This is a genomic window from Streptomyces sp. Isolate_45, assembly GCF_024721315.2.
Lineage (GTDB): Bacteria > Actinomycetota > Actinomycetes > Streptomycetales > Streptomycetaceae > Streptomyces.
Window position 1 is genome coordinate 131998 of sequence record NZ_JANFAK020000001.1, and the last position, 24725, is coordinate 156722.

At 71.7% G+C, this 24725-nt stretch carries 22 protein-coding genes; 13 read left to right on the forward strand and 9 right to left on the reverse strand.

Annotated features, from left to right (window positions below; translation table 11 throughout):
- Positions 1-155 precede the first annotated feature (155 nt).
- From NOD94_RS00680 to NOD94_RS00705, 6 genes are all read right to left on the reverse strand, one after another.
- On the reverse strand, positions 156-419 hold the full coding sequence (locus NOD94_RS00680) for a DUF3099 domain-containing protein (RefSeq protein ID WP_281203671.1): 264 nt from the start codon (positions 417-419) through the stop codon (positions 156-158).
- Between the two features lie 142 nt (positions 420-561).
- Positions 562-852, reverse strand: coding sequence for a DUF1416 domain-containing protein (locus NOD94_RS00685; protein ID WP_281203672.1), 291 nt, complete (start codon positions 850-852; stop codon positions 562-564).
- Positions 853-917: 65 nt separating this feature from the next.
- Positions 918-1763 carry a sulfurtransferase gene (locus tag NOD94_RS00690; protein WP_281203673.1) on the reverse strand — a complete coding sequence of 282 codons (846 nt, stop codon included), beginning with the start codon at positions 1761-1763 and terminating at the stop codon, positions 918-920.
- Between the two features lie 433 nt (positions 1764-2196).
- On the reverse strand, positions 2197-2910 hold the full coding sequence (locus NOD94_RS00695; RefSeq protein WP_281203674.1) for a DUF2993 domain-containing protein: 714 nt from the start codon (positions 2908-2910) through the stop codon (positions 2197-2199).
- Between the two features lie 100 nt (positions 2911-3010).
- Positions 3011-4594: a hypothetical protein gene (locus tag NOD94_RS00700; RefSeq protein WP_281203717.1), complete on the reverse strand. Its 1584-nt coding sequence runs from the start codon at positions 4592-4594 to the stop codon at positions 3011-3013.
- A 349-nt stretch (positions 4595-4943) separates the two neighbouring features.
- A complete protein-coding gene (locus tag NOD94_RS00705) occupies positions 4944-5198 on the reverse strand; it encodes a MoaD/ThiS family protein (RefSeq protein WP_281203675.1) in 255 nt (84 codons plus the stop codon).
- 490 nt (positions 5199-5688) lie between these two features.
- On the opposite strand from NOD94_RS00705, the gene NOD94_RS00710 reads away from it, so the two are divergent.
- From NOD94_RS00710 to NOD94_RS00730, 5 genes are all read left to right on the forward strand, one after another.
- Complete coding sequence (locus NOD94_RS00710) at positions 5689-6504, forward strand: response regulator transcription factor (protein ID WP_281203676.1); 816 nt, start codon at positions 5689-5691, stop codon at positions 6502-6504.
- A 24-nt stretch (positions 6505-6528) separates the two neighbouring features.
- Positions 6529-7551 carry a LacI family DNA-binding transcriptional regulator gene (locus NOD94_RS00715; RefSeq protein ID WP_281203677.1) on the forward strand — a complete coding sequence of 341 codons (1023 nt, stop codon included), beginning with the start codon at positions 6529-6531 and terminating at the stop codon, positions 7549-7551.
- Positions 7552-7683: 132 nt separating this feature from the next.
- Positions 7684-8919 carry a trypsin-like peptidase domain-containing protein gene (locus NOD94_RS00720; RefSeq protein ID WP_281203678.1) on the forward strand — a complete coding sequence of 412 codons (1236 nt, stop codon included), beginning with the start codon at positions 7684-7686 and terminating at the stop codon, positions 8917-8919.
- Between the two features lie 107 nt (positions 8920-9026).
- Positions 9027-9764: a response regulator transcription factor gene (locus tag NOD94_RS00725; protein ID WP_281203679.1), complete on the forward strand. Its 738-nt coding sequence runs from the start codon at positions 9027-9029 to the stop codon at positions 9762-9764.
- Entirely contained in the window at positions 9761-11194 is a 1434-nt protein-coding gene (locus NOD94_RS00730) for a HAMP domain-containing sensor histidine kinase (protein ID WP_281203680.1), read from the forward strand. The genes NOD94_RS00725 and NOD94_RS00730 overlap by 4 nt, the downstream gene beginning before the upstream one ends.
- On the opposite strand, the gene NOD94_RS00735 is transcribed toward NOD94_RS00730, so the two are convergent.
- Both NOD94_RS00735 and NOD94_RS00740 read right to left on the reverse strand, forming a co-directional pair.
- On the reverse strand, positions 11174-12058 hold the full coding sequence (locus NOD94_RS00735) for a phosphatidylinositol-specific phospholipase C (protein ID WP_281203681.1): 885 nt from the start codon (positions 12056-12058) through the stop codon (positions 11174-11176). The genes NOD94_RS00730 and NOD94_RS00735 overlap by 21 nt on opposite strands.
- A gap of 60 nt (positions 12059-12118) precedes the next feature.
- A complete protein-coding gene (locus tag NOD94_RS00740) occupies positions 12119-12706 on the reverse strand; it encodes a TetR/AcrR family transcriptional regulator (protein WP_281203682.1) in 588 nt (195 codons plus the stop codon).
- 123 nt (positions 12707-12829) lie between these two features.
- Here NOD94_RS00740 and NOD94_RS00745 point away from each other — a divergent pair, with 123 nt between their 5' ends.
- Positions 12830-13615, forward strand: a complete 786-nt coding sequence (locus NOD94_RS00745) for an alpha/beta hydrolase (protein WP_281203683.1) — start codon at positions 12830-12832, stop codon at positions 13613-13615.
- Between the two features lie 79 nt (positions 13616-13694).
- Here the strand turns inward: NOD94_RS00745 and NOD94_RS00750 are convergent, their stop codons facing one another.
- Positions 13695-15512, reverse strand: a complete 1818-nt coding sequence (locus NOD94_RS00750) for a bifunctional metallophosphatase/5'-nucleotidase (RefSeq protein WP_281203684.1) — start codon at positions 15510-15512, stop codon at positions 13695-13697.
- Positions 15513-15694: 182 nt separating this feature from the next.
- Here NOD94_RS00750 and mshD point away from each other — a divergent pair, with 182 nt between their 5' ends.
- The 7 genes from mshD (at position 15695) to pstB (ending at position 24637) form a co-directional block, all read left to right on the forward strand.
- On the forward strand, positions 15695-16621 hold the full coding sequence (gene mshD, locus NOD94_RS00755; protein ID WP_281203685.1) for a mycothiol synthase: 927 nt from the start codon (positions 15695-15697) through the stop codon (positions 16619-16621).
- A 232-nt stretch (positions 16622-16853) separates the two neighbouring features.
- The gene (locus tag NOD94_RS00760; RefSeq protein ID WP_281203686.1) at positions 16854-19106 is read left to right on the forward strand and encodes an RNA degradosome polyphosphate kinase; all 2253 of its coding nucleotides are present in this window, start codon (positions 16854-16856) and stop codon (positions 19104-19106) included.
- Entirely contained in the window at positions 19087-20031 is a 945-nt protein-coding gene (locus NOD94_RS00765; RefSeq protein ID WP_281203687.1) for a CHAD domain-containing protein, read from the forward strand. The genes NOD94_RS00760 and NOD94_RS00765 overlap by 20 nt, the downstream gene beginning before the upstream one ends.
- A 430-nt stretch (positions 20032-20461) precedes the next feature.
- Positions 20462-21601: a phosphate ABC transporter substrate-binding protein PstS gene (gene pstS / locus NOD94_RS00770; RefSeq protein WP_281203688.1), complete on the forward strand. Its 1140-nt coding sequence runs from the start codon at positions 20462-20464 to the stop codon at positions 21599-21601.
- Positions 21602-21730: 129 nt separating this feature from the next.
- Positions 21731-22720: a phosphate ABC transporter permease subunit PstC gene (gene pstC / locus NOD94_RS00775; protein ID WP_281203689.1), complete on the forward strand. Its 990-nt coding sequence runs from the start codon at positions 21731-21733 to the stop codon at positions 22718-22720.
- A complete protein-coding gene (gene pstA, locus NOD94_RS00780) occupies positions 22720-23802 on the forward strand; it encodes a phosphate ABC transporter permease PstA (protein WP_281203690.1) in 1083 nt (360 codons plus the stop codon). The genes pstC and pstA overlap by 1 nt, the downstream gene beginning before the upstream one ends.
- A 58-nt stretch (positions 23803-23860) precedes the next feature.
- The gene (pstB, locus tag NOD94_RS00785; protein ID WP_281203691.1) at positions 23861-24637 is read left to right on the forward strand and encodes a phosphate ABC transporter ATP-binding protein PstB; all 777 of its coding nucleotides are present in this window, start codon (positions 23861-23863) and stop codon (positions 24635-24637) included.
- Positions 24638-24725 lie beyond the last annotated feature (88 nt).

A 24725-nucleotide genomic window follows, 5' to 3' on the forward strand; every position in this document is an offset into this window, starting at 1 on the left:
CCGGTATGGGCGGCTCGGGCACGGTCTGTTCTTTTTCCAAGGGAGGTCCCCCCACAGGACTGGAGGCGCCGGGCGATTACCCGCGCACAGCCAAGACGGACCTCGACCGGAAGTAGTTGTACCGAACCCTTATTACGTTTTTATATAGCTGGGTTTCATTCGTCCCGACGCCGCTTTCCGTCCAGTTCGTCCCACCATTCGTCCGATTTCTGATCGCCGGAGGGGTCGTCCCACCAACGGTCGTCGGGGCCGCGCCTGTTCGCGACCATCGCGGCGACCGGCGGGATCACCATGGCGACCACGCAGAGGGCCACCGCGGCCTCCACCGACCACAGGCGCACGAAGGACCAGGCGGAGACGAACAGGAACAGGCATCCGCCCATGAGCAGGAAGTAGGCGCGTCGGCGCCGGGCGTACATGCCTCCAGGGTAGGCCCGCGACGACGCGGACGGCCGGGGCGGGACGGCCCCGGACGGCGCGAAGGGCCGCACCCCGTTCCAGTGGCGTCCAACCCCCGGGGGTGCGGCCCTTCGGCCGGTCAATCGTCCTGCTGTGCGGTGCTCAGACCGCGATGGCCACGTCCGTCACGCCGCCGGCCTCGGCGACCACGACGTTGCGGTCGGCAGTGCCGCCCGGTACGAGCGCGCGCAGGGTCCAGGAGCCGGTGGCCGCGTAGAAGCGGAACTGACCGGTGGCCGAGGTCGGGACCTCGGCGGTGAACTCACCGGTCGAGTCCAGCAGGCGGACGTAGCCGGACACCGGCTCGCCACCCTTGGTGATCTGGCCCTGGATGGCGGTCTCACCGGGCTTCAGCGTCGCGAGGTCGGGCCCGCCGATCTGTGCTCCACACATGTTCTCTGTCCTGTCCTGGAGAGGTACTGCTACTGGCTACGGGGTGTCCTGCGCGCCCGGCAGGGTTACTTGTTGGGGCCGAGCTCGATCGGCACGCCGACCAGCGAGCCGTACTCGGTCCACGAGCCGTCGTAGTTCTTGACGTTCTCCTGGCCCAGGAGCTCGTGCAGCACGAACCACGTGAGCGCGGAGCGCTCACCGATGCGGCAGTAGGCGATGGTGTCCTTCGCCAGATCGACCTGCTCGGCCTCGTAGAGGGCCGTCAGCTCGTCGTCCGACTTGAAGGTGCCGTCGTCGTTGGCGTTCTTCGACCACGGGATGTTGCGGGCGCTCGGGATGTGACCCGGGCGCTGCGACTGCTCCTGCGGGAGGTGCGCCGGCGCGAGCAGCTTGCCGGAGAACTCGTCGGGCGAGCGGACGTCGACCAGGTTCTTCGTGCCGATCGCGGCGACGGCGTCGTCACGGAAGGCGCGGATCGAGGTGTCCTGGGCCTTGGCCTTGTACGTGGTGGCCGGGCGGTTCGGGACGTCCTTGCCGTCGACCAGGTCGCGGGAGTCGAGCTCCCACTTCTTGCGGCCGCCGTCGAGGAGGCGGACGTCCTGGTGGCCGTAGAGCTTGAAGTACCAGTAGGCGTAGGACGCGAACCAGTTGTTGTTGCCGCCGTAGAGGACGACGGTGTCGTCGTTGGAGATGCCCTTGGCGGAGAGGAGCTTCTCGAAGCCCTCCTGGTCCACGAAGTCGCGGCGCACCGGGTCCTGGAGGTCGCTCTTCCAGTCGATCCGGACGGCGTTGGTGATGTGGTTCTTGTCGTAGGCGGACGTGTCCTCGTCCACCTCGACGATGACGACGTCGGCGTCGTTCAGGTGGGCCTCGACCCAGTCGGCGTCTACGAGGACGTCGCTGCGGCTCATGATGTTCTCCTCCGGGGCAGTGTGCGGCGGGGTGGTGCTGGTGCTGCTGCGGGGCTGGCAGTGCGGGTGCGCGCCGTTCCGGATGTCACACGCGGACCCTGCGCGGGGAGGCGTCAGGGAGCGGGAGGCGGGTGCGGTCACGCGGCTGAGGGCCGTCGTCCGGCCGGTGGAGCGGAAGGCTCACACCGCTAGATGGAGCGACAGAGCATGGCGGCGACGCGACACAGGTCTACTGCCCGCCGCTTCGTGAGGTCCGCCTGCTGATGCTTCATAGGCATGGATCGTAGGGACGAATCGGCCGCCCTGTCACCGTTGTGTCATATGTCGAGACAGGATCGTCCGAATGGTGGGACGAGAAAGCCCCGGCGGGCCGCCGCGCGGCCCCCGGGGCTCTTCCTACGGCCCGTCCATCTGCGGATCGGACCGTGTCGTCTCACGATCCGGCCAGCACCACGTCCGTACCCGTCAGGGTCAGGTGCACACCGGATTCGTCCGCCGTCAGCGCGGACAGGCCGAGCCCGGCCGGCAGGCCGCCGTCGACGCTGCGGTCGAAGTCGGTCCGCTTGCGGACCTCGCGCTCGATCCCCGGGATGCCCCCGCCCGGGACCTCGTCCGCGCGCACCCGGACGATCTTGCCCTTGCCGTCCTTCGCGTCGACGAGGGTGACGGTCGACACCACGTGCCGGGTCAGGGACTGGCCGAGGAAGTCCAGCGTCGCGGTGACCTTGACCTTGCCGGGCGACCCGCCGTAGGTCAGGACCACGCCGTTCTGGGAGGCCTTGGTGAGGTCCTCGTAGGAGATCAGCGCCGTGCCCTCGGCCCGCCGGGCGGTGCCGCCGGTGTAGTCGCCGTTGAGCTTCACCTCGCGGAAGCTCGCGTCGATCTGCGAGAGGCGCGTCTTGCGGCCGTCGGCGGTGGCCTCGACGCCGGTCAGCTTCAGGTTGACCCGGTCCAGGTCGTGGCTGAGGGCCTGGGTGAGGAACGGGAAGCCCTCTATCTCGACCTCCGCCTTGCCGCCGGCCCCCTGCCGCGCCTGGATGCGCTCGGCGAGCCGCTCCTCCGCGTAGCCGACCGCCCAACGGTCGGCGCCCACGAGCAAGGCCCCCAGGACCACTCCGATGATCAAGACGACGCGCAGGAAACGCACGTGCCCTCCCCCAACTAGTCGGTACGTGCGTTCTAGTGGACCATGACCGGCCGCGGGGGCGGCGTGAGGCCGCCGCCGGGCCCGCGTCGGCGCCCGCCCGTCAGCCCACCACCCGGCCGATCAGGTACACGGCGGGCGCCGCGACGGCCAGCGGCAGCGCGACACCGGCCGTCATGTGGACGAACTTCGACGGGTAGTCGTACGCCGCCACCCGCAGGCCGATCAGCGCGCAGACCCCGGCCGCCAGGCCGATCAGCGCCCCGCCCACGCCCGTTCCGGTGACGGTGCCGACCGCGATGCCCGCACCGGCCGCCGCGCCGAGCGACACGGCGACGGAGGGCAGGGTGGGCAGCGGCAGCGCCCGCGTGAACACGGCCACGGCGACGGCCGCCGCGCCCACGCTCACGGCCTTGCCGTCGGCCGCGAGGAAGCCCGCGCAGGCGATGGCCAGGGCCGCGGAGGCCACCGAGGCCATCAGCCCGTACATCCGCTCGTCGGGGTCCGCGTGGCTGCGCAGCTGGAGGACCAGCGTGAGCAGCACCCAGGCGCCGAGGGTGCCGATGATCGCGCCGGGACCGTACGTACTGTCCACGGCGAGCACCGCCGCGTCCGCGACGAGGGCTCCGAGGAAGGCCAGGGCGATGCCCTGACGGGCGGGCCACATGCCGTTCAGGCGGAACCAGCCGGCCGCGGTGAGGGCCTGGAGGGCGATCAGCGGGACCAGCAGGGCGAAGTCGCCGAACGCGGCGGCCACGGCCAGCAGCAGCCCGAGGGCGGCGGTCAGTATGGCCGGCTGCGGACCGGGGTCGATGATCGGCGAACGGCCCTCGGCGCGGGCCTGGGCGGGGTCGACGGCGCGGATGGTGTTGCCGCCCAGGGTCGGCGGGGAGTATTCGGCGGCGGGTCCCCCCGCCGCCGGCACGGGACCGGGCGCGCCGGGCCCACCGGCCGCGGGAGCCGCGGGAGCCGCCTCGGGGGCGCCGGGGCCCGGGTAGGGCGGAAGGTACGCCGTCTGCTCGGCGGCACCCTCACGCACCGGCGGAAGGTACGCCGTCTGCTCGGCGGCACCCTCACGCACCGGCGGAAGATACGCCGTCTGCTCGGCCGCACCCTCACGCACCGGCGGAAGATACGCCGTCTGCTCGGCCGCACCCTCACGCACCGGCGGAAGATACGCCGTCTGCTCGGCCGCACCCTCACGCACCGGCGGAAGATACGCCGTCTGCTCGGCGGCGGCGTCGGGCGCGGGCGACCGGGGCGGCGGGTACCCGGCGGACTCCGCCTCCCAGGGCTGCGGCTGCGCGTGCCGGGGCTGTGCGTGCCGGGGCTCCTGCTGCGGGGGCTGCTGTTGCGGGGCCTCCTCGCGGAACCACCCGTCGGGGGCGACCGGCTGCGGCTGCTGCGGGGATTCCTGCGCGGCGCCGGGGCCCGGATACGGCGGAAGGTACGCCGTGCGCTCGGCGGCGGCACCGGCACCGGCACCGCCGGAACCGACCCCCGGGCCGGCTCCGAAGCCGGTCCCGCCGGACGTGCGCGGGTCGGCGGGCCACTGGGCGGCCTGCGGCGCACCCCAGTCCTGCTGCTGCGGCTGCGGCTGCGGGTCGGCGGCCTCCTCGCGGAACCACCCCTCCGGCGCCACCGGCTGCTGCGGCTGCGGGTCGGCCGGCCCCGGGTAGGGCGGCAGGTACGCCGTCTGCTCGGCGACGGGCTCCGACGGCCACGGCGTGGGAGCGGGCTGCGGCACGCCCCAGTCCTGCTGCGGCTGCTGGTACTGCTGCTGCGGCTGCTGCGGCTGCTGCTCCTGATACCGCTGGTGCGGCTCCTGGTGCTGCTGCGCCTGCTGCGGGGCGGCCTCCTCGCGGAACCACCCCTCCGGCGCGACCGGCTGCCCGGGCACCGAGCCCAGCGGCGGCTGCACCGGCTGGTAGCTGGTGTCCCAGGTCTCGCCCTGCCAGGTCTGGGTCCACGGGTCCTGCTCGGCGGCGTCCCGCTGTCCGCGCTGCTGTTCTTCCGGAGTGCTCATCGGTTCCCGTTCACCCGCCCGCGAAGGGCGGGAGCACCTCTACGGTGCCCCCCTCGGTCAGCAGGACGGCGTCGTGCGGACGCTTGCCCACGGGCTCCTCGTTCACGAGGAAGGAGCAGCGCAGCAGGACCCGTGTCAGCTCTCCCGGGTGGCGTTCCCGCACGGCGTCGAGCGCCTCGGCCAATGTGCGTGCCGAGTACGGCTCCTCCGCCGTCCCGGCCGCGGCCTTGGCCGCCGCCCAGTAGCGGATGGTTCCGGTTGCCACTGCAGCTCCTATCGTCGCCGTCGTCGGCTCTCTACCGTCGGCTTCCATGATGACCCCTCCGGCCACGACCCCCGGCGTACCCCGACGCGCCCCGTGTGCGCCCCGGTTCCCGTGCGGGGGTCCACCGATCCGGTGAAACCGGGGCATACGCCGGAGGAAGGCGTGGTGGGAACCACAGAATGCGGTGTGCGGGAGGCCTCGGCCCCGAAAGGACCGGTGGGCTACTCTGGCGGGGTAGAGGATCCGGGCAACGTAGCCCCCGGGTCCTTTTGTGCTTTCAGCACGTTGAACGGACCGAGAACAGTGGTATCCATCCGGACCCCAGGGCGCGGGGGCCGGACGGATGCCTGGCAGACGTACGAAGCAGTACCGCTCACTCCCCCAGCCACCGCTGGGAGGTACCCCCGGGACGGGACCGAGGAGGAACCGACGTGATGGACCAGCGAACCGTGCACGTGCACGGCCACCGGAGCTGGGCAGGTGATCGGGCATGAGTTCCCTCCTGCTGCTGACCAACGCCCTGCAGCCGTCGACCGAGGTGCTGCCCGCACTCGGCCTGCTGCTGCACAACGTCCGGGTCGCACCGGCCGAGGGCCCCGCCCTGGTGGACACCCCCGGGGCGGACGTGATCCTCGTCGACGGCCGCCGTGACCTCCCCCAGGTGCGGTCCCTGTGCCAGCTGCTCCGCTCCACGGGACCGGGCTGTCCGCTGATCCTCGTCGTCACGGAGGGCGGCCTCGCGGCCGTCACCGCCGACTGGGGCATCGACGACGTCCTCCTCGACACCGCCGGTCCGGCCGAGGTCGAGGCGCGGTTGCGGCTGGCCACGGGCCGCCGGCAGCTGGGCTCCGACGACTCCCCGATGGAGATCCGCAACGGCGACCTGTCGGTCGACGAGGCGACGTACAGCGCGAAGCTGAAGGGGCGGGTCCTGGACCTGACCTTCAAGGAGTTCGAGCTGTTGAAGTACCTCGCCCAGCATCCGGGCCGGGTCTTCACCCGCGCGCAGCTCCTCCAGGAGGTGTGGGGCTACGACTACTTCGGCGGCACCCGCACCGTGGACGTCCACGTACGGCGGCTGCGCGCCAAGCTCGGGCCCGAGCACGAGTCGCTGATCGGGACGGTCCGCAACGTCGGCTACCGCTTCGTCACCCCGGAGAAGGTCGAGCGGGCGGCGGCGGAGGCCGCGAAGGCCGCCGCCGCCGGGCCGGGCGGCGCGGCGGAGCCCGCCGAGCGGCCGGACCTCCCCCGGACGGAGGAACCGCCTGTGAGCATCCACTCGGCAGGACGCCCTGCCCAGAGGTAGGTCACCCCGCGTAGACTGCCGCGCGTGGCCAAGGTGACGCGGGATGACGTGGCGCGACTTGCGGGTACCTCTACCGCCGTCGTGAGCTACGTCATCAACAACGGACCCCGGCCGGTTGCCCCGGCCACGCGCGAGCGTGTACTCGCCGCGATCAAGGACCTGGGCTACCGCCCGGACCGGGTCGCGCAGGCGATGGCGTCCCGGCGCACCGACCTCATAGGCATGATCGTCCCGGACGCGCGGCAGCCGTTCTTCGCGGAGATGGCGCACGCGGTCGAGCAGGCCGCCGCCGAGCGCGGGAAGATGGTGCTGGTCGGGAACTCCGACTACCGCGACGAGCGCGAGGTCCACTACCTGCGGGCCTTCCTCGGGATGCGGGTCTCCGGACTGATCCTGGTCAGCCAGGGCATGAGCGAGCGCGCGGCCTCCGAGATCGAGGCGTGGGACGCGCGGATCGTGCTGCTGCACGAGCGCCCCGAGGCCATCGACGACGTCGCCGTCGTCACCGACGACATCGGCGGCGCGCAGCTCGCCACCCGTCACCTGCTGGAGCACGGGCACCCGTACGTCGCCTGCCTGGGCGGGGTGGAGAACACCCCCGAGGTCGGTGACCCGGTGGCCGACCACGTCGAGGGCTGGCGCCGGGCCATGCTCGAATCCGGCCGCTCCGTGGAGGGCCGGCTGTTCCAGGCCCCGTACAACCGCTACGACGCGTACCGGGTCGCCCTGGAGGTCCTGTCGGGGCCGCAACGCCCGCCGGCGATCTTCTGCGCCACCGACGACCAGGCCATCGGCGTCCTGCGGGCCGCCCGCGAGCTGCGCATCGACGTGCCCGGGGAGCTGGCGGTCGCCGGCTTCGACGACGTGAAGGAGGCGGCGCTGACGGACCCGCCGCTGACCACGATCGCCTCGGACCGTCCGGCGATGGCCCGCGCGGCGGTGGACCTCGTCCTGGACGACGCGCTGCGGGTCACCGGCTCGCGCCGCGAGCGGCTGAAGCAATTCCCCTCGGCACTGGTGGTCCGCCGCTCCTGCGGCTGCCGCTGAGCGGCCGCACGGCCGAAGAACACCGACCGGCGCTCCGGCGCGGCCGGGCTTCATATCGGGCATACGCGGTTCTGTCGGGCTTCTCAGCCGGGACTCAGGAAGCTCTCATGATCCCCGGGGACAGTCGGAGACATGACCGACAGCTTCCGCCGCGAAGGCGAGTACCCGCAGGAGAACAGCCCGGGCCAGTACCCGCCGTTCGGCGAGGACTGGCGGCGGGGTCGCGACCGTCTGGCGCAGGACGCCGGGGCGGGCGGCTACCCGCCGCCGCCCGCCTACCCGCCGCCCGGCGCGCCCGGTTGGCACGAGGCGCACCAGCCGCCGGTCATCCAGGGCGAGACGGTGCCGCCCACCGCCGGCTGGGCCCTCCGGGAGGCCGCCCCGGAGGCCGCCCCGGAGAGCGGTCCCGCGCACGCGGCCCGCGCCAAGCGGCCGGTCGCGCTGCTGGTCGCCGTCGCCCTGGCGGCGGCCGTGATCGGCGGCGGGACGGCCACGGTCGTGCAGCAGTTCCTGGTCGGCGGCGGCGTCGGCCCCGGCGGGGTAATCGCCTCCAACGTGTCGCAGTCGAACACCGGCACCGTCACCGGGGTCGCCGAGCAGGTCAGCCCGTCCGTCGTACGGATCGACACCCGCACCGGGTCGGGTCAGGGCACCGGTTCCGGCATCGTGATCACCGCGGACGGCGAGATCGTCACGAACAACCACGTCATCGACGGCGCCTCCGAGATCCAGGTGACGATGAGCGACGGGAAGAAGTACACCGCCCGGACCGTCGGCACGGATCCCGACAAGGACCTCGCCCTGATCAAACTCCAGGGCGCGAGCGGCCTCAAGCCGGCGTCGCTCGGCAACTCCGACCGGCTGAAGGTCGGCGACGAGGTCGTCGCCATCGGTTCCCCCGACCGCCTGACCGGCACCGTCACCAGCGGGATCGTTTCCGCGCTGGGCCGCGAGGTGAACGTCCCGAAGTCCGAGCGGCAGCAGTCCCCCCAGCGCGGGCAGGGCGGCTGGCCGTTCTCGTACGACGGTCAGCAGTTCAACGGGGACACCGGCTCGAACACCACCTCGTACAAGGCCATCCAGACGGACGCCTCGCTGAACCCGGGCAACTCCGGCGGCGCCCTGGTCAACATGAACGGCGAGATCGTCGGCATGCCCTCCGCGATCTACTCCCCCTCCTCCGACAGTTCGAGCGCCGGCAGCGTCGGCCTGGGCTTCGCGATCCCGGTGAACACCATCAAGGCCGACCTCGACTCGCTGCGCGGCGGCGGGAGCGGCACCGGCTCGGGCGACAACAGCACCGGCAACAGCTCCGGCTCCGGCTCCGACTCCGGTTCCGGCAACGACGGCTTCGGCACCTCCTTCTGAGACGTCCACCGGTCTCCTGAGACCTCCACCGGCCGGCCCGTGCGACGCTGGGAAGCGCCGTCACGCACCGCATTCCATGGCCGACCACCACCCCTGGGGGACCCGAGATGAACGCCGCCGAAGGCGACCAGCAGCGCATCCTCGTCGTCGACGACGAGCCGGCCGTACGGGAGGCCCTGCGCCGCAGCCTCGCCTTCGAGGGGTACGACGTCCGGACCGCGGTGGACGGCCTCGACGCGCTGGAGCGGGTCGACTCCTACGCCCCGGACCTGATCGTCCTCGACATCCAGATGCCCCGCATGGACGGGCTGACGGCGGCCCGCAGGCTGCGCGCCGCCGGCGCGGTCACACCGATCCTGATGCTCACCGCCCGCGACACCGTCGGCGACCGCGTCACCGGCCTGGACGCGGGCGCCGACGACTACCTCGTCAAGCCGTTCGAGCTGGACGAGCTCTTCGCCCGCGTCCGCGCCCTGCTGCGCCGAAGCGCGTACGCCGCGCCGCGGACGGGCGGGGACGGCGGCCACGAGGACACACTGGCCTTCGGCGACCTGCGCATGGACCTCGCGACCCGCGAGGTCGTCCGGGGCGGGCGCCCGGTGGAGCTGACCCGTACGGAATTCACCCTGCTGGAGATGTTCCTCGCGCACCCGCGCCAGGTCCTGACCCGCGAGCAGATCCTCAAGACGGTCTGGGGCTTCGACTTCGAGCCCAGCTCCAACTCCCTGGACGTGTACGTGATGTACCTGCGCCGCAAGACCGAGGCGGCCGGCGAGCCCCGCCTCGTGCACACCGTGCGCGGGGTGGGCTACGTGCTGCGCCAGGGCGACGGCGGTCCCGAGTGACGCCGGCCGCCCGGTTTCGAGCCCTGCCGCTGCGCTCGCGGATCGCGCTGCTGGTGACGGTCGCGGTGGCGGTCGCCGTCGCGGCCGTCGCGGGCGTGTCCTGGGTGATGGTGAGGTCCCAGCTCAGCGAGCAGCTCGACCGTTCGCTGATGGCGACGGACGTCAGCGCCGAGGTGGGCCGGACCCTGCGCGACGGCTGCGTGACCCGGGTGCGGCAGCCGGAGCAGCAGGTCGCCGAGAACCTGGGCGCGACCGTGCAGCTCGTCCTGGCCGACGGAACGCGCTGCTGGGTGAGCGGGCGCGCCGGCCTGCCGGTCACCGCCATCGACAAGGAGATCGCGGCGGGCGTGCGGGAGGAGACCCTGCACGACGTGACGACCACCGACGGCGTCGAGATGCGCGTCCTGACGCTGAAGAGGCAGACGCCCGCCGGGCAGTACTTCGGGATCTCCATCGCCAAGCCGGCCGCGGACGTGGACGATCCGCTGTCGACGCTGGCCTGGATCCTGCTCGTGGTGTCGGGCATCGGCATCGTGGGTGCGGGCGCGGCTGGCCTGTGGGTGGCCCGTACGGGGCTGCGGCCGGTCGACGAGCTGACCGCGGCCGTCGAGCACGTCGCCCGGACCGAAGACCTCACGGTGCGGATCCCCGACGAGGGCGACGACGAGATCGCCCGGCTGTCGCGGTCCTTCAACTCGATGACGGCGGCGCTGGCCTCCTCCCAGGAGCGACAGGCCCAGCTGATCGCCGACGCCGGGCACGAGCTGCGTACGCCGCTCACCTCGCTGCGGACGAACATCGAGCTGCTGGCCCGCAGCGAGAACACCGGCCGGGCCATCCCGCCCGAGGACCGGCGGGAGCTGCTGGCCTCGGTGAAGGCGCAGATGACGGAGCTCGCCTCGCTGATCGGGGACCTCCAGGAGCTGTCCCGCCCGGACGCGGCCCCGCACGCCCCGCTCGGCGTGGTGGCCCTGCACGAGATCGTCGGTACCGCGCTGTCCCGGGCCCGGCTGCGCGGTCCGGAGCTGCGGTTCGGCTCCGAGCTGGAGCCCTGGTACGTCCGGGGTGAGGCGGCGGCGCTGGAGCGGGCGGTGGTCAACGTCCTCGACAACGCGGTGAAGTTCAGCCCGCCGGGCGGCGCGGTCGAGGTGTCGCTGCGCGCGGGCGCGCTGACGGTGCGGGACCACGGGCCGGGCATCCCGGCCGAGGACCTGCCCCACGTCTTCGAACGGTTCTGGCGCTCCCCGTCGGCCCGTGCCCTGCCCGGCAGCGGCCTGGGCCTGTCGATCGTGGCGCGTACGGTCCACCGCGCGGGCGGCACGGCCGAGCTGCGGGCGGCGGCCGACGGCGGACCCGGTACGGAGGCGGTGCTCCGCCTCCCGGGGGCGCCGGTGCCGCCGCCCGAGGCGTCAGTTGTGCCGGATCAGTGATTCGACCAGGCCGGAGCGGGTGTTGGGGAAGTCCATCGGGACGATGCCCAGGCCGGTCCGGCCGGCCAGTTCACCGCCGTCGACGAAGCCGTGGACCTGCGGGTTCAGCCGGTCGGAGTTCCATCGCGGCGGCATGTAGGCCGAGGTGCTGACGTAGTTCACGAACAGCTTGCCGGGCTGCTGCACGGCCCGTCGGAAGTGGTTCTCGATCCTGCCGCGCTTGGCGAAGGGCTCGGCGTTCCAGTCGTCCTGGACGTCGAAGACGTTGCCGTCGGCGTACCGCAGGCCGGGCAGTCCGCCGTTGTCGGCGAGGAGGACCACCTTGCCGCGGGCGGCGCCGAGCGAGGAGGGCAGCGCGTCGGCGATCCGGAACAGGGGCCGCCAGCCGCGGTTGTCGAGGTAGTCGTCGAAGATCGCGCGGAAGGTGGCGTCACTGTCGCCGGAGTACTCCTGCTTGACCCGCATCAGAACGGTCTCGGAGGGGTGTGCGGCGAGGAAGTTCCAGCAGGCGACGAGCACGTCACCGAACATCAGGTCCTGGAAGAACGATCCGTGGTGGATGGCGAACGACCCGCCCGTGACCCGACAGCGGACGTCGAGGAAGCGGATGCCGGCGTCGAGCTGCTGGGCGATCGAGGTGTTCTGGCAGGCGACGTAGAGGCCGCCCTTGCGGGCGCCGGAGTCGTGCGTGCCGGGGATGGTCATCCGCTGGAGCGGAGTGGAGTCGGCGAGGCCGGCCATCCAGTCCGGGGTGCCGAGGGCGCGGGCGGAGGCGGGCGCCGCCGTCCCCAGTCCCGCGGCGGCCACTGCCGCCAGTGCCCCCGCCCCCGTCAGGAACGTCCGCCGGTCCAGTGCCACGCCCATGTCCGCCCCTTTGCCGACCCAGTGATGGGACGGGATTATGACGTGCCGGGCGCGCCTTTGCTACCCGTCGGTAGAAACGGGTTCGTCGAGCAACTCGGCCATTCTGCGCAGGCCTTGGGCGAGCGCGTGCCCGTCGGGCGCGTGCTCCGGGTCGGTGAGGGCCTGCACCATCACCCCGCTGAGCAGCGCGAGGTGCACCGAGCCGAGGCCGCGTACGTCCTCGTCCGTGACGGCTTCCTCGGTCACCCCGGCCAGCGCCGCGGCCACCATCCGCCGGGAGCGGCGCTGGCCCTCGGCGAGCGCCGCGAGCAGTTCGGGCGAGGACTGGGCGTGGACGAAGGCCTCGATGTTGGCGATCCAGAGCCAGCGCAGCTCGCCGAAGTCCCGGATCTTGCGGTCCCAGGTGTCGGCGTACCGCTCCTCGGTGGTGTCGCCCTCACCGGCGAGCCGGCCCGAGCCGGCCGCCCAGTCGTCCATGGCGGCGAAGAGCGCCTGGTTGAGGAGGGCCTCGCGGGATCCGTAGTGGTAGCCGATCGCGGCCATGCTCACCCGCGCCGCCGAGGCGATGTCGCGCACGGTCGTGCGCATGTACCCCTTCTCCTCCAGGCAGCGCCTGGCTCCGGCCAGCAGGTCCTCGCGATTTCCCATGCCGGGATCGTAGCCGCGCCCCGATTTGGGCAAGCGCCCTATACGAGCGTATTGCACGGTTGCCCAATTCCTGGCAGGCTGAGGGACATCGAAAGATCCACCGGCCACGGAAGGCACCGGACCATGCGCCACGAGCTGAAGATCGACGACCGCACGCTCTCCTACCGGGACTTCGGCGGTCCCGGCCGTCCGCTGCTCGCCCTGCACGGGGGCATGTCCGAGGGAATCGCCTTCAAGGCCCTCGCCGAGGAACTGGGCGACCGGTGGCGGGTCATCGCCCCCGACCAGCGCGGCCACGGCGATTCCGACCGGGCCCCCGCCTACGACCGCGAGGGGTACGTCTCCGACGCCGTCGCCCTCCTCGACCACCTCGGGCTCGACGAGCCCGTGGCCCTCCTCGGCTACTCCGTCGGCGGGCTCAACGCCTACCACCTGGCCGCCCGCCACCCCGCCCGGGTCGGCGCCCTCATCAACGTCGACGCCGCCGTCGAGGTCCAACCCGGCGAGTCGGAGTGGTTCTCCTTCCTCGACGGCCTCCCCTACACCGCGCCGACCACCGGGGAACTCCTGGCCGCGGCCGGGCCGGTGGGCGGCCGGATCGTGGGCGCCGCCCTGCGCAAGCTGCCCGACGGGAGCGGCTGGCGGATGCCGTTCCACCCCCAGGACGCGCTCGACTCGATCGAAGGCTGCCGCGGCGACCACTGGGACGCCTGGCTCGGCAGCAGCTGCCCGGCGCTCCTCATCCACGCCAAGCAGAGCCAGGCCCTGCCCCAGGAGCAGGCCGACGCCATGGTGGCCCGGCGGCCCGGGACCTCGTACACCCCGCTGGACGGGGACCACTTCGTCCCGTTCAGCGACCCGCAGGGCTTCCACCGGGCCGTCGCGGATTACTTGGACGGGCTGCGCTGAGCCGCGCGGCCCGCGGTAACGCCGGAGGGGCGGCGGGCCACCGGCCCACCGCCCCTCACGGGCGCACTGCGTACGGGAGTTACTTGATGACGGTGATCCGGTTCGCCGCCGGCGGGGCGATCGGGGACGCCTCGGAGGAGTTGTTCGCCAGGTAGGCGTTGAAGCAGTCCAGGTCGGACGCGCCCACCAGCTTGTTCTTGTGCTCCTTCAGGACGGTGAAGCCGTCACCGCCGCCCGCGAGGAACTCGTTCATCGCGACGCGGTAGGTGCGGGCCGGGTCGATGGGCGCGCCGTTCAGCCGCACCGAGTCGACGACGACGCGGTCCGCGCCCGCCTTCGTCATGTCGAGGGTGTAGGTGAAGCCCTTCGAGACCTGGAGGATCTTCGGGCTCGGGCCGTTGACCGCACCGGACACCTGCTGCTGGAGCGCGGTGACGAGCTGCGCGCCGGTCAGGTCGACCACGTTCATCATGTTGGTGAACGGCTGGACCGTGAAGGACTCCCCGTACGTCACCACGCCGTCGCCCTCGGCCCCGGAGGCCTTGTGGGCGAGGTCGGCGCGAATGCCGCCCGGGTTCATGATCGCCAGCTCCGCGCCGCCCTTGTCGGCGGGGGCCAGCGCCTCCAGCTGCGCGTCGGCGATCAGGTCACCGAGCGGCTTCTCGAACTCCGGCGAACCACGGCCCGGGATGTCCGCGGAGATGAAGCCCTGCGGACGGTTGGCGACCGGGGCCGCCAGCTCGTTCCAGCGCCGGATCAGCTCGGTCATGTCGCCGGCCTTGGGCTGCTCGCGGGTGACGAGCTTGTTGACCGGCTTGGGCGCCGCGGCCGGCGTGCGGACGATGTCCTTGGTCTGCCGGTCGTAGGTGAGCGTGGTGTCCGTGTACAGGCGGCCGAGCGAGGCGGCCGAGGTGACCGTACGCGGGTTGCCCGCCGGGTCCGGGATGTTGCAGCTGTAGGCCTGGTGCGTGTGGCCGGTCACCAGCGCGTCGACCTTCGCGTCGACGTTCTTGGCGATGTCGACGATGGCACCCGAGATGCCGGCGCCGGCGCCCGGCGCGTCGCAGTCGTAGTTGTACGCGCCGTTCGCGGGCAGACCGCCCTCGTGGATCAGCGCGACGATCGACTTCACGCCCTGCTTGTTCAGCTCGGCGGCGTACTTGTTGATCGTCTCGACCTCGTCGCCGAACGTGAGGCCCTTGACGCCCTCGGCGGTGACGACGTCCGGCGTGCCCTCCAGGGTGACGCCGATGAAGCCGATCTTCACGTCCCCCTTCTTCCAGACGAAGGTGGGCGACATCATCGGACGCTTGGTCTTGTCGTCCGTCACGTTGGCCGCGAGGTACTGGAATTCCGCTCCGGTGAACGTCTTGCCGTACTCGAAGCAGCCTTCGACCGGGTGGCAGCCGCCGTACGCCATGCGGCGCAGCTCGGTGCGGCCCTCGTCGAACTCGTGGTTGCCGACGCTGGACACGTCCAGGCCGATCTTGTTCAGCGCCTCGATGCTCGGCTCGTCGTGGAAGAGCCCCGACAGCATCGGGCTGCCGCCGATCATGTCACCGGCCGTGGCCGTGACGGAGTACTCGTGGCCCTTGCGGGCCTCGCGCAGGCTGGTCGCGAGGTACTCCACGCCGCCTGCCGGTATGGCCTTGGTGGTGCCGTCCGCCTGCCGCTCACTCACCGTGCCCGAGGAGCCCTGCGGGGGCTCCAGCGTGCCGTGGAAGTCGTTGAACGACAGCATCTGCACGTCGACGGTCCGGCTCTTGGCCGCACCGCCACCACTCGCGGCCCCGGCCGGCAGTGCGGCGGCGACCATGGCTCCGGCACCGGCCGTGAGGGCGAGTGCGGTGAGGGTCAACCGGCGGGCCGTGCGGGGCCGTTGTGGCGTCGCTGACATTTAGTCCCCTTTGTGGACAGCGAGACAAGTTGGGAGGTCCGCCGCAGCTTATTGTCAACGCGCGTAGCACGACAGGGGGTAACGGGTTGCGAGCTGGTTACGCGCCGACGTCACGGGCCCGCGGGACCTCGGGCCGGGCCTGCGGGACACGCAACCGCGGGCCGCGGTCGTAGGCTCGTCGCATGACTGACGCAGCAGCGGCCCTGGAGCCGGGACGGCAGATTCAGACCCTCGACGAGCTGACGGAGGAACAGGCCGAATCCGTACTGGAGCTGATCGCGGAGGCGGCCCGCACCGACGGCACCACCGCGGTGTCCGAACAAGGGCGGCTCCAGCTGCGCGGCGGACCGCGCGAGGGCATCCGGCACTTCCTCCTGAGCGACGGCACCCGGCTCGCCGCGTACGGGCAGTTGGAGGACACCGACCCGGTGGAGGCCCCCGCCGCCGAGCTCGTCGTGCACCCCGCACTGCGCGGGCGCGGCCACGGCCGGGCCCTCGGCTCGGCCCTGTTGAACGCCTCCGGCAAGCGGATCCGCGTGTGGGCCCACGGCGGCAAGTCCGCCGCCCGGCACCTGGCCCAGGTACTCGGACTGACCCTCTTCCGCGAGCTGCGCCAACTCCGCCGCCCCCTCACCTCGGGCGACCCGCTGCCCGAGCCGGTCCTGCCGGCCGGCGTGACGGTGCGCACCTTCGTACCGGGCCCGGACGACGCCGCCTGGCTCGCCGCGAACGCGGCGGCCTTCGCCCACCACCCCGAGCAGGGGTCACTGACCCAGCGGGACCTGAACGACCGGATCGCGCAGCCGTGGTTCGATCCGAAGGGCTTCTTCCTCGCGGAGCGCGGGGGCGAGCTGGTCGGCTTCCACTGGACGAAGGTCCACGAGGCGGAGCGGCTCGGCGAGGTCTACGTCGTCGGGGTCCGGCCGGGCGCCCAGGGCGGCGGCCTCGGCAAGGCCCTGACCGCCATCGGCCTGCGCCACCTGGCGGCATCGGGCCTGCCCACCGCGATGCTCTACGTCGACGCCGACAATCCGGCCGCCCTGGCCGTGTACGAGGGCCTCGGCTTCACCACCCACGAGGTCGACCTGATGTACCGCACCGAGAGCTGACCACCGGGCCACCGGGCCCCCCGGGCGGGGGCCCGGTGGGCCACCGGCCGGGCGCGCCGGGCCGTGAGCCCCCCGAACGGCCCAAGGAGCTCCGGAAAGAGACTGGAAGCCATACGCCATTAACCGGGCATTCAAACGCGCTTGCCAGTCTCCGGTCATGCAGCCCCGACTCCGACTGACAGCCGATGCGTCCGACGCGCCGGTCCTGCCTCGTGCGCGGAAGAATGGAGGCATGAGCCAGAAGCCCGGCGCGGTCCCCAGCGAGGTCCCCGCACAGCACCCGTCCCACCCGTCCGCGAACAGCGCCGCAGCGGTGAAGGCGCGCCTGGGGTCCATAGCGGCCCACCGCCCGGGCGGCCTGGATCCCGACCTGGACGCCGACCTCCACGCGTACGAGGACAAGGACGGCACGGGCGAACTGCCCGCCAACCGGTTCCTCGACCGGGAGCGCAGCTGGCTGGCCTTCAACGAACGGGTCCTGGAGCTCGCGGAGGACCCGAGCACCCCGCTCCTGGAGCGCGCGAACTTCCTGGCGATCTTCGCGAGCAACCTCGACGAGTTCTTCATGGTCCGCGTCGCCGGCCTGAAGCGGCGCATCGCGACGGGTGTCGCCACCCGTTCGGCCTCGGGCCTGCAGCCCCGCGAGGTCCTGGACCTGATCTGGACCCGCTCGCGCGAGCTCATGGCCCGGCACGCCGCCTGCTACCAGCAGGACATCGCCCCGCAGCTGGCCGAGGAGGGCATCCACCTCATCCGGTGGCCCGACCTCACCGAGAAGGAGCAGGCCCGCCTCTTCACCCTGTTCCGCAACCACATCTTCCCGGTGCTGACACCGCTGGCCGTGGACCCCGCGCACCCCTTCCCGTACATCTCCGGCCTCTCCCTGAACCTGGCCGTCGTCGTCCGGAACCCGGTCAGCGGCCACCGCCACTTCGCCCGGGTCAAGGTCCCGCCGCTCCTCTCCCGGTTCCTGGAGGCCTCCCCGCAGCGCTACGTCCCGCTGGAGGACGTCATCGCCGCGCACCTGGAGGAGCTGTTCCCCGGCATGGAGGTGCTCGCGCACCACATGTTCCGGGTGACCCGCAACGAGGACCTGGAGGTCGAGGAGGACGACGCCGAGAACCTCCTCCAGGCCCTGGAGAAGGAGCTCATGCGGCGCCGCTTCGGGCCGCCCGTGCGCCTGGAGGTCGAGGAGTCCATCGACCCCGGAGTCCTGGACCTCCTCGTGCAGGAACTGAAGGTGTCCGCCGCCGAGGTGTACCCGCTGCCCGGGCCGCTGGACCTCACCGCCCTCTTCGGGATCTCCTCCCTGGACCGGCCGGAGCTGAAGTACCCGAAGTTCGTCGCGGGCACGCACCGCGACCTGGCCGAGGTCGAGTCGGCGTCCGCTCCGGACATCTTCGCCGCGCTGCGCGAACGGGACGTCCTGCTGCACCACCCGTACGACTCCTTCTCCACGTCCGTCCAGGCCTTCCTGGAACAGGCCGCCGCCGACCCGGACGTCCTCGCGATCAAGCAGACGCTGTACCGGACCTCCGGCGACTCCCCGATCGTCGACGCCCTGATCGACGCGGCGGAGTCCGGCAAGCAGGTCCTCGTCCTCGTCGAGATCAAGGCCCGCTTCGACGAGCAGGCCAACATCAAGTGGGCGCGCAAGCTGGAGGAATCCGGCTGCCACGTCGTCTACGGCCTCGTCGGGCTCAAGACGCACTGCAAGCTCTCCCTCGTCGTCCGGCAGGAGGGCGACAACCTGCGCCGCTACTCCCACGTCGGCACCGGCAACTACCACCCGAAGACCGCCCGGCTGTACGAGGACCTCGGCCTGCTCACCGCCGACCCGCAGGTCGGCGCCGACCTCTCCGACCTCTTCAACCGGCTGTCCGGCTACTCGCGCCGCGAGACCTACCGCCGGCTGCTGACCGCCCCGAAGTCCCTGCGCGACGGACTCATCTCGCGCATCGACAAGGAGGCCGACCACCACCGCGCCGGCCGGCCCGCGTACGTCCGGCTGAAGATGAACTCGATCGTCGACGAGGCCCTCATCGACTCCCTCTACCGCGCCGCCCGGGCCGGTGTCCCCGTCGACATCTGGGTCCGCGGCATCTGCGCCGTGCGCCCCGGCGTCCCGGGACTGTCGGAGAACATCCGGGTCCGCTCGATCCTCGGCCGCTTCCTGGAGCACTCCCGCGTCTTCGCCTTCTCCAACGGCGGCGAACCGGAGGTGTGGATCGGCAGCGCCGACATGATGCACCGCAACCTCGACCGCCGCATCGAGGCCCTGGTGAGGGTCACCGACCCCGCACACCGCGCGGCACTGGACCGGATGCTGGAGACCGGCATGTCCGACGCCACCTCCTCCTGGCACCTGGGTCCGGACGGCGAGTGGACCCGGCACAGCACCGACGCCGAGGGCCAGCCGCTGCAACACGTTCAGGAGATGCTCATAGACGCCCGGAGGCGCCGGCGTGGCTCAGCCAAACCATGACCCGACCGCGGGCGACGTACTCGCCCCGTACCTGCGCTCCCAGGCCACCGCGTTCCTGCGCGCGCTGCGCCTGCACGACGAGAGCACCGGGAGCGGCCCGGACGCCGCCGAGAGCGGGCAAGCGGCGCGTGGCCTTCGGGGGGCCGCGCGCCGCATCGCCGGCTCCCTGAACACGTTCCGGGGGGTGACCGAGCCGGGCTGGGCGGACGGGCTGCGCACCGAACTGGTGTGGCTGTCCTCGACCCTGGCCGACGAGCACGCGTACGCCGCCCGGCTGTCCCGCCTGATGGAAGCCCTCCAACGGCTGTCGGCGGCGCCCGAGGTCCCGGCGCCCCGCGGGGGCGTCACCACGTCCGGGGCGCTCACGGTGGGTTCGGCGCGGGCGGGCGCGCTGCTGGAGCGCCAGCTCACGCTGGCGCGCACCCGCGCCCACTCCACCACCCTCCAGGCCCTCGGTTCGGCCCGCTTCCACGCGGTGGCCGACGCCGTGGCGGTCCTCGCCTCGGAGGTGCCGCTGGACCCGGTGGCGGCGCGCGGCCCGGTGACGGAGGTACTCGTTCCGCTGGCGGCGGTCACGGAGGGCCGGCTCGGCGCGGCCGTCACCGCCCTGCCCGCCAGCCAGGAGACCCCGTACTCGGCCCACGAGGACGGCGCCTGGCACGAGGTGCGCCGGCTGCTGAGGATCCACCGGTACGCCCGGGAGGCCCTGGGCGACGATGTGACCCGGCTGGTGACGGCGGGCGCGGCCCTGGACGTGCACCGCGACGCCTCCGAGGCGGCCACCGCCTCGGCGACGGCCGCCCGCACCCCGAGGATCGCCCCGGCGACGGCGTACGCCCTGGGGGTGCTGCACGCGGACCAGCGGCACGCGGCCCTGGCGGCACGCCGCGCCTTCCACGACGTCTGGCACCCGCTCCCGGCCTGAGCCTCCGCGCCCCCGCCCCCTGCCCGCGCCCGGCGGAAACCCGCCGGGCGGCGGTGTTTCCGGAGGCCGGCGGGCTTGCGGGCGGCGGGTTTCCGGTGGCGCCGGCAGCGCGAGCGTCGCATTCCGGCCACCCGCCGCAGCCCTGTCCCCTTGGCGCCGCGACGAAAGTCACGACAGAATAACGGGCGGATAACGTCCCGTTACGTCCGGGTACAAACCACCCCATCCGCACCGGCCCGTCCGCCACGGTTCACTCGCCGTTCACCGAGCGCCGTCGACCGCTTCACCTGTTCTGCCTAATTTCGGTACTGCAAGGTGCGAGCCGGACCGGAAACCACGGCAACCGCACCGCGTGAACCCGTAGTCCTCCTCGCACGCCGCCCCGATACAGAAAGCGGCCGGCGGCTCCCCGGAAGGAACACCCGAAACAGTGAAGCTTCAGCGCAAGAACATGCTTCGTGCCTCCGCCCTCGGCGCGCTTGTCGTGTCCGGCGCCCTGGTCCTCACGGCGTGCGGCTCGGACGACAACACGAAGACCGGCACCGACGGCTCCTCGAAGGCCGCGGCGCCCGCGCCGGGCGACGTCAAGTGTGAGGGTGCCAAGGGCAAGCTCCTGGCGTCCGGCTCTTCCGCGCAGAAGAACGCGGTCGACCTGTGGGTCAAGAACTACATGGCCGCCTGTTCCGGCGTCGAGGTGAACTACAAGTCCTCCTCCTCCGGCGAGGGCATCGTCGCCTTCAACCAGGGCACCGTCGGCTTCGCCGGTTCGGACTCGGCGCTCAAGCCCGAGCAGGTCGAGGAGTCGAAGAAGATCTGCACCGGCGGCCAGGGCATCAACCTGCCGATGGTGGGCGGCCCGGTCGCGCTCGGCTTCAACGTCGCCGGCGTGGACAAGCTGAACCTGGACGCCGCGACGATCGCCAACATCTTCAACGACAAGATCAAGAAGTGGGACGACGAGGCGATCAAGAAGCTGAACCCCGGCGTCACGCTTCCCTCCACCGCCATCCAGGCCTTCCACCGCTCCGAGGACTCGGGCACCACCGAGAACCTGGGCAAGTACCTCAAGGCCGCCGCCCCCGACGCCTGGTCCTACGAGGCCTCGAAGAAGTGGCCGGCCCCCGGTGGCCAGGCCGCGTCCGGCTCGGCCGGCGTCGCCTCCCAGGTCAAGGCCGTCGACGGCGCGATCGGCTACTTCGAGCTCTCCTACGCCAGCTCGCAGAGCATCAAGACGGTCGACGTGAACACCGGCGCCGGCACCCCGGTCAAGGCCACCGGCGAGAACGCCTCCAAGGCCATCGCCGCCGCCAAGATCGCCGGCACCGGCTCCGACCTGGCCCTGAAGCTCGACTACACCACCAAGGCCGAGGGCGCGTACCCGATCGTCCTGGTCACGTACGAGGTCGTCTGCGACAAGGGCAACAAGCCCGAGACGCTCGGCACCGTGAAGTCCTTCCTGGAGTACACCGCCTCGGACGCGGGCCAGAAGGTCCTCACCGAGAACGGCTACGCGCCGATCCCGGCCGAGATCAACACCAAGGTCCGCGAAGTCATCAAGTCGCTGGCCTAGCCCTGACCCCCGCGATGCCGGGTGGATCCCGTCCGATCCGCCCGGCGTCCGGGGACCCTCCCCCTCCCACCCGGGGGGATCCGGTGCACCGCCGCCAGGGGGCCTGCCCCCACTCAGACCGGAAAGACCATGGCTTCCACCACACCCACCCAGATAGACACGGCTCCGCCTGTCCCCAAGAGCGGAAGGTCCACCGGCCGCGCCGGTGACAAGATCTTCGCCGGGCTCTCCAAGGGCTCCGGCATCCTGCTCCTGGTGATCATGGCGTCGATCGCCATCTTCCTCACCTACCGCGCCGGCATCGCACTGTCGAAGAACGAGGGCAACTTCCTCACCACCTTCGACTGGAACGCGTCCGCCAACCCGCCCGTCTTCGGCATCGCCGTCCTGCTCTTCGGCACCGTCGTCAGCTCGATCATCGCGATGGTCATCGCGGTTCCGATCGCCGTCGGCATCGCCCTGTTCATCTCGCACTACGCGCCGCGCAAGCTGGCCGCGCCCCTCGCCTACGTGGTCGACCTGCTGGCCGCCGTACCCTCGATCATCTACGGCATCTGGGGCGCCCTGTTCCTGGTGCCGCAGCTGGGCGGGCTGAACCTCTGGCTCGACGAGTACCTCGGCTGGACCTACGTCTTCGAGAAGACCCAGGTCGGCGTCGCCCGCTCGCTCTTCACCGTCGGCATCCTGCTCGCGATCATGATCCTGCCGATCGTGACCAGCGTCAGCCGCGAGGTCTTCCTGCAGGTCCCGCGCATGAACGAGGAAGCCGCCCTGGCCCTCGGCGCGACCCGCTGGGAGGTCATCCGCATGTCGGTGCTGCCCTTCGGCCGCTCCGGCGTCATCTCCGCCTCGATGCTCGGCCTCGGCCGCGCCCTGGGCGAGACCATGGCCGTGGCCACCGTCCTCTCCCCGAGCTTCCTGATCTCGTTCCACGTCCTGAATCCGGGCGGCGGCACCTTCGCGCAGAACATCGCCGCGAAGTTCGACGAGGCCAACGAGTTCGGCCGGGACGCGCTGATCGCCTCCGGTCTGGTCCTCTTCCTCCTCACCCTGCTGGTCAACGGCGCCGCGCGCATCATCATCGCGCGCCGCAAGGAGTTCTCGGGGGCGAACGCCTGATGAGCCACGCACTGCAGGACCCGCGGCCCGTACGGGACCGCAAGTCCGCCGCTCCCGCCTCCCTCACCCGGGGCGGCCTGCCCCGCTGGGCGCCGGCCGGCATCGCCGTCCTGTCGGCGGCCCTCGGCTCCGGCATCGGCCTGGTCCTCGACCTCCACAGCAAGATCCAGTGGGGCCTCCTCGCGGCCCTCCTGTTCGTGGCCATCACGTACACGGCCAGCGCGATCGTCGAGAACCGCCGCCAGGCCAAGGACCGCGTCGCGACCTCCGTCGTCTGGGTCTGCTTCGTCCTGGCCGTCATCCCGCTGCTCTCGCTGCTGTGGACCACGATCAGCCGCGGCATCGGCGTCCTCGACGGGGACTTCCTCAGCCACTCCATGAACGGCGTGACCAGCTTCGAGGAGGGCGGCGGCGTCTACCACGCTCTGCTCGGCACCATCGAGCAGGTCGCCCTGGCCACCCTGATCGCCGCGCCCGTCGGTCTGCTGACCGCCGTCTACCTGGTCGAGTACGGCCGGGGCTCGCTCGCCAAAGCCGTCACCTTCTTCGTCGACGTGATGACCGGCATCCCCTCGATCGTCGCGGGCCTGTTCATCCTGACGACCTGGAACCTGATGCTCGGCTTCGGCCCCTCCGGCTTCGCCGGCGCGATGGCGCTGTCGATCCTGATGATGCCGGTCGTGGTCCGCTCCACCGAGGAGATGCTCAAGCTCGTCCCGAACGAGCTGCGCGAGGCCGCGCTGGCCCTCGGCGTACCGAAGTGGCGCATGATCCTCAAGGTCGTGCTCCCCACCGCCATCGGCGGCATCTCGACCGGTGTCATGCTGGCGGTGGCCCGCATCGCCGGTGAGACCGCCCCGATCATGCTGCTGGTCTTCGGCTCCCAGCTGATCAACGGCAACCCCTTCGAAGGCGCCCAGTCCTCGCTCCCCCTCTACATCTGGGAGCAGTACAAGGTCGGCAGTGAAGCCTCCTACGACCGGGCGTGGGCCGCGGCCCTCGTCCTGATCGCCTTCGTCATGATCCTCAATCTGGTGGCCCGCGGCGTAGCCCGCTGGAAGGCCCCGAAGACCGGTCGCTAAGAGCGAGCCCATTGTGCGGCTCCGCCGCTTGTGACCACCTGAAAGCGAAGTGACCCTCATGGCGAAGCGAATCGACGTCAGCGGACTGTCCGCCTTCTACGGAACCCACAAGGCCATCGACGACATCTCGATGACCGTCGAGCCCCGCTCGGTGACTGCCTTCATCGGCCCCTCCGGCTGCGGCAAGTCCACCTTCCTGCGGACCCTGAACCGGATGCACGAGGTCACCCCCGGCGGCCGCGTCGAGGGCAAGGTCCTCCTGGACGACGAGAACCTCTACGGCACCGGCGTCGACCCGGTCGCGGTCCGCCGCACCGTCGGCATGGTCTTCCAGCGCCCCAACCCCTTCCCCACCATGTCGATCTTCGACAACGTGGCGGCCGGCCTGCGCCTCAACGGCTCGTTCAAGAAGTCCGAGCTCTCGGACATCGTCGAGAAGTCCCTCCAGGGCGCCAACCTCTGGAACGAGGTCAAGGACCGCCTGAACAAGCCCGGCTCCGGTCTCTCCGGCGGCCAGCAGCAGCGCCTGTGCATCGCCCGCGCCATCGCGGTCGAGCCCCAGGTCCTGCTGATGGACGAGCCCTGCTCCGCGCTCGACCCGATCTCCACCCTCGCCATCGAGGACCTGATCGGCGAGCTGAAGGAGCGCTTCACGATCGTCATCGTGACGCACAACATGCAGCAGGCGGCCCGCGTCTCGGACCGCACGGCCTTCTTCAACCTCTCCGCCGTCGGTCAGCCGGGCAAGCTCATCGAGCTCGACGACACGGACCGGATCTTCTCCAACCCGTCCGTCCAGGCGACCGAGGACTACATCTCGGGCCGCTTCGGCTAAACACGGGATGGACGAAACGTCCTGCGGTGCTGCATGGCGGTGCCACCGCAAGGCGAAAGAAAAAGGGCCGGCTCCCCCTGGGTGGGGG

Coding starts and splice junctions, on each gene's coding strand:
- NOD94_RS00680 (WP_281203671.1), bottom strand. CDS start 419: ATGTACGCCCGGCGCCGACGCGCCTACTTCCTGCTCATGGGCGGATGC.
- NOD94_RS00685 (WP_281203672.1), bottom strand. CDS start 852: ATGTGTGGAGCACAGATCGGCGGGCCCGACCTCGCGACGCTGAAGCCC.
- NOD94_RS00690 (WP_281203673.1), bottom strand. CDS start 1,763: ATGAGCCGCAGCGACGTCCTCGTAGACGCCGACTGGGTCGAGGCCCAC.
- NOD94_RS00710 (WP_281203676.1), top strand. CDS start 5,689: ATGAGTTCCCTCCTGCTGCTGACCAACGCCCTGCAGCCGTCGACCGAG.
- NOD94_RS00720 (WP_281203678.1), top strand. CDS start 7,684: ATGACCGACAGCTTCCGCCGCGAAGGCGAGTACCCGCAGGAGAACAGC.
- NOD94_RS00725 (WP_281203679.1), top strand. CDS start 9,027: ATGAACGCCGCCGAAGGCGACCAGCAGCGCATCCTCGTCGTCGACGAC.
- NOD94_RS00735 (WP_281203681.1), bottom strand. CDS start 12,058: ATGGGCGTGGCACTGGACCGGCGGACGTTCCTGACGGGGGCGGGGGCA.
- NOD94_RS00740 (WP_281203682.1), bottom strand. CDS start 12,706: ATGGGAAATCGCGAGGACCTGCTGGCCGGAGCCAGGCGCTGCCTGGAG.
- NOD94_RS00745 (WP_281203683.1), top strand. CDS start 12,830: ATGCGCCACGAGCTGAAGATCGACGACCGCACGCTCTCCTACCGGGAC.
- NOD94_RS00750 (WP_281203684.1), bottom strand. CDS start 15,512: ATGTCAGCGACGCCACAACGGCCCCGCACGGCCCGCCGGTTGACCCTC.
- mshD (WP_281203685.1), top strand. CDS start 15,695: ATGACTGACGCAGCAGCGGCCCTGGAGCCGGGACGGCAGATTCAGACC.
- NOD94_RS00760 (WP_281203686.1), top strand. CDS start 16,854: ATGAGCCAGAAGCCCGGCGCGGTCCCCAGCGAGGTCCCCGCACAGCAC.
- pstC (WP_281203689.1), top strand. CDS start 21,731: ATGGCTTCCACCACACCCACCCAGATAGACACGGCTCCGCCTGTCCCC.
- pstA (WP_281203690.1), top strand. CDS start 22,720: ATGAGCCACGCACTGCAGGACCCGCGGCCCGTACGGGACCGCAAGTCC.
- pstB (WP_281203691.1), top strand. CDS start 23,861: ATGGCGAAGCGAATCGACGTCAGCGGACTGTCCGCCTTCTACGGAACC.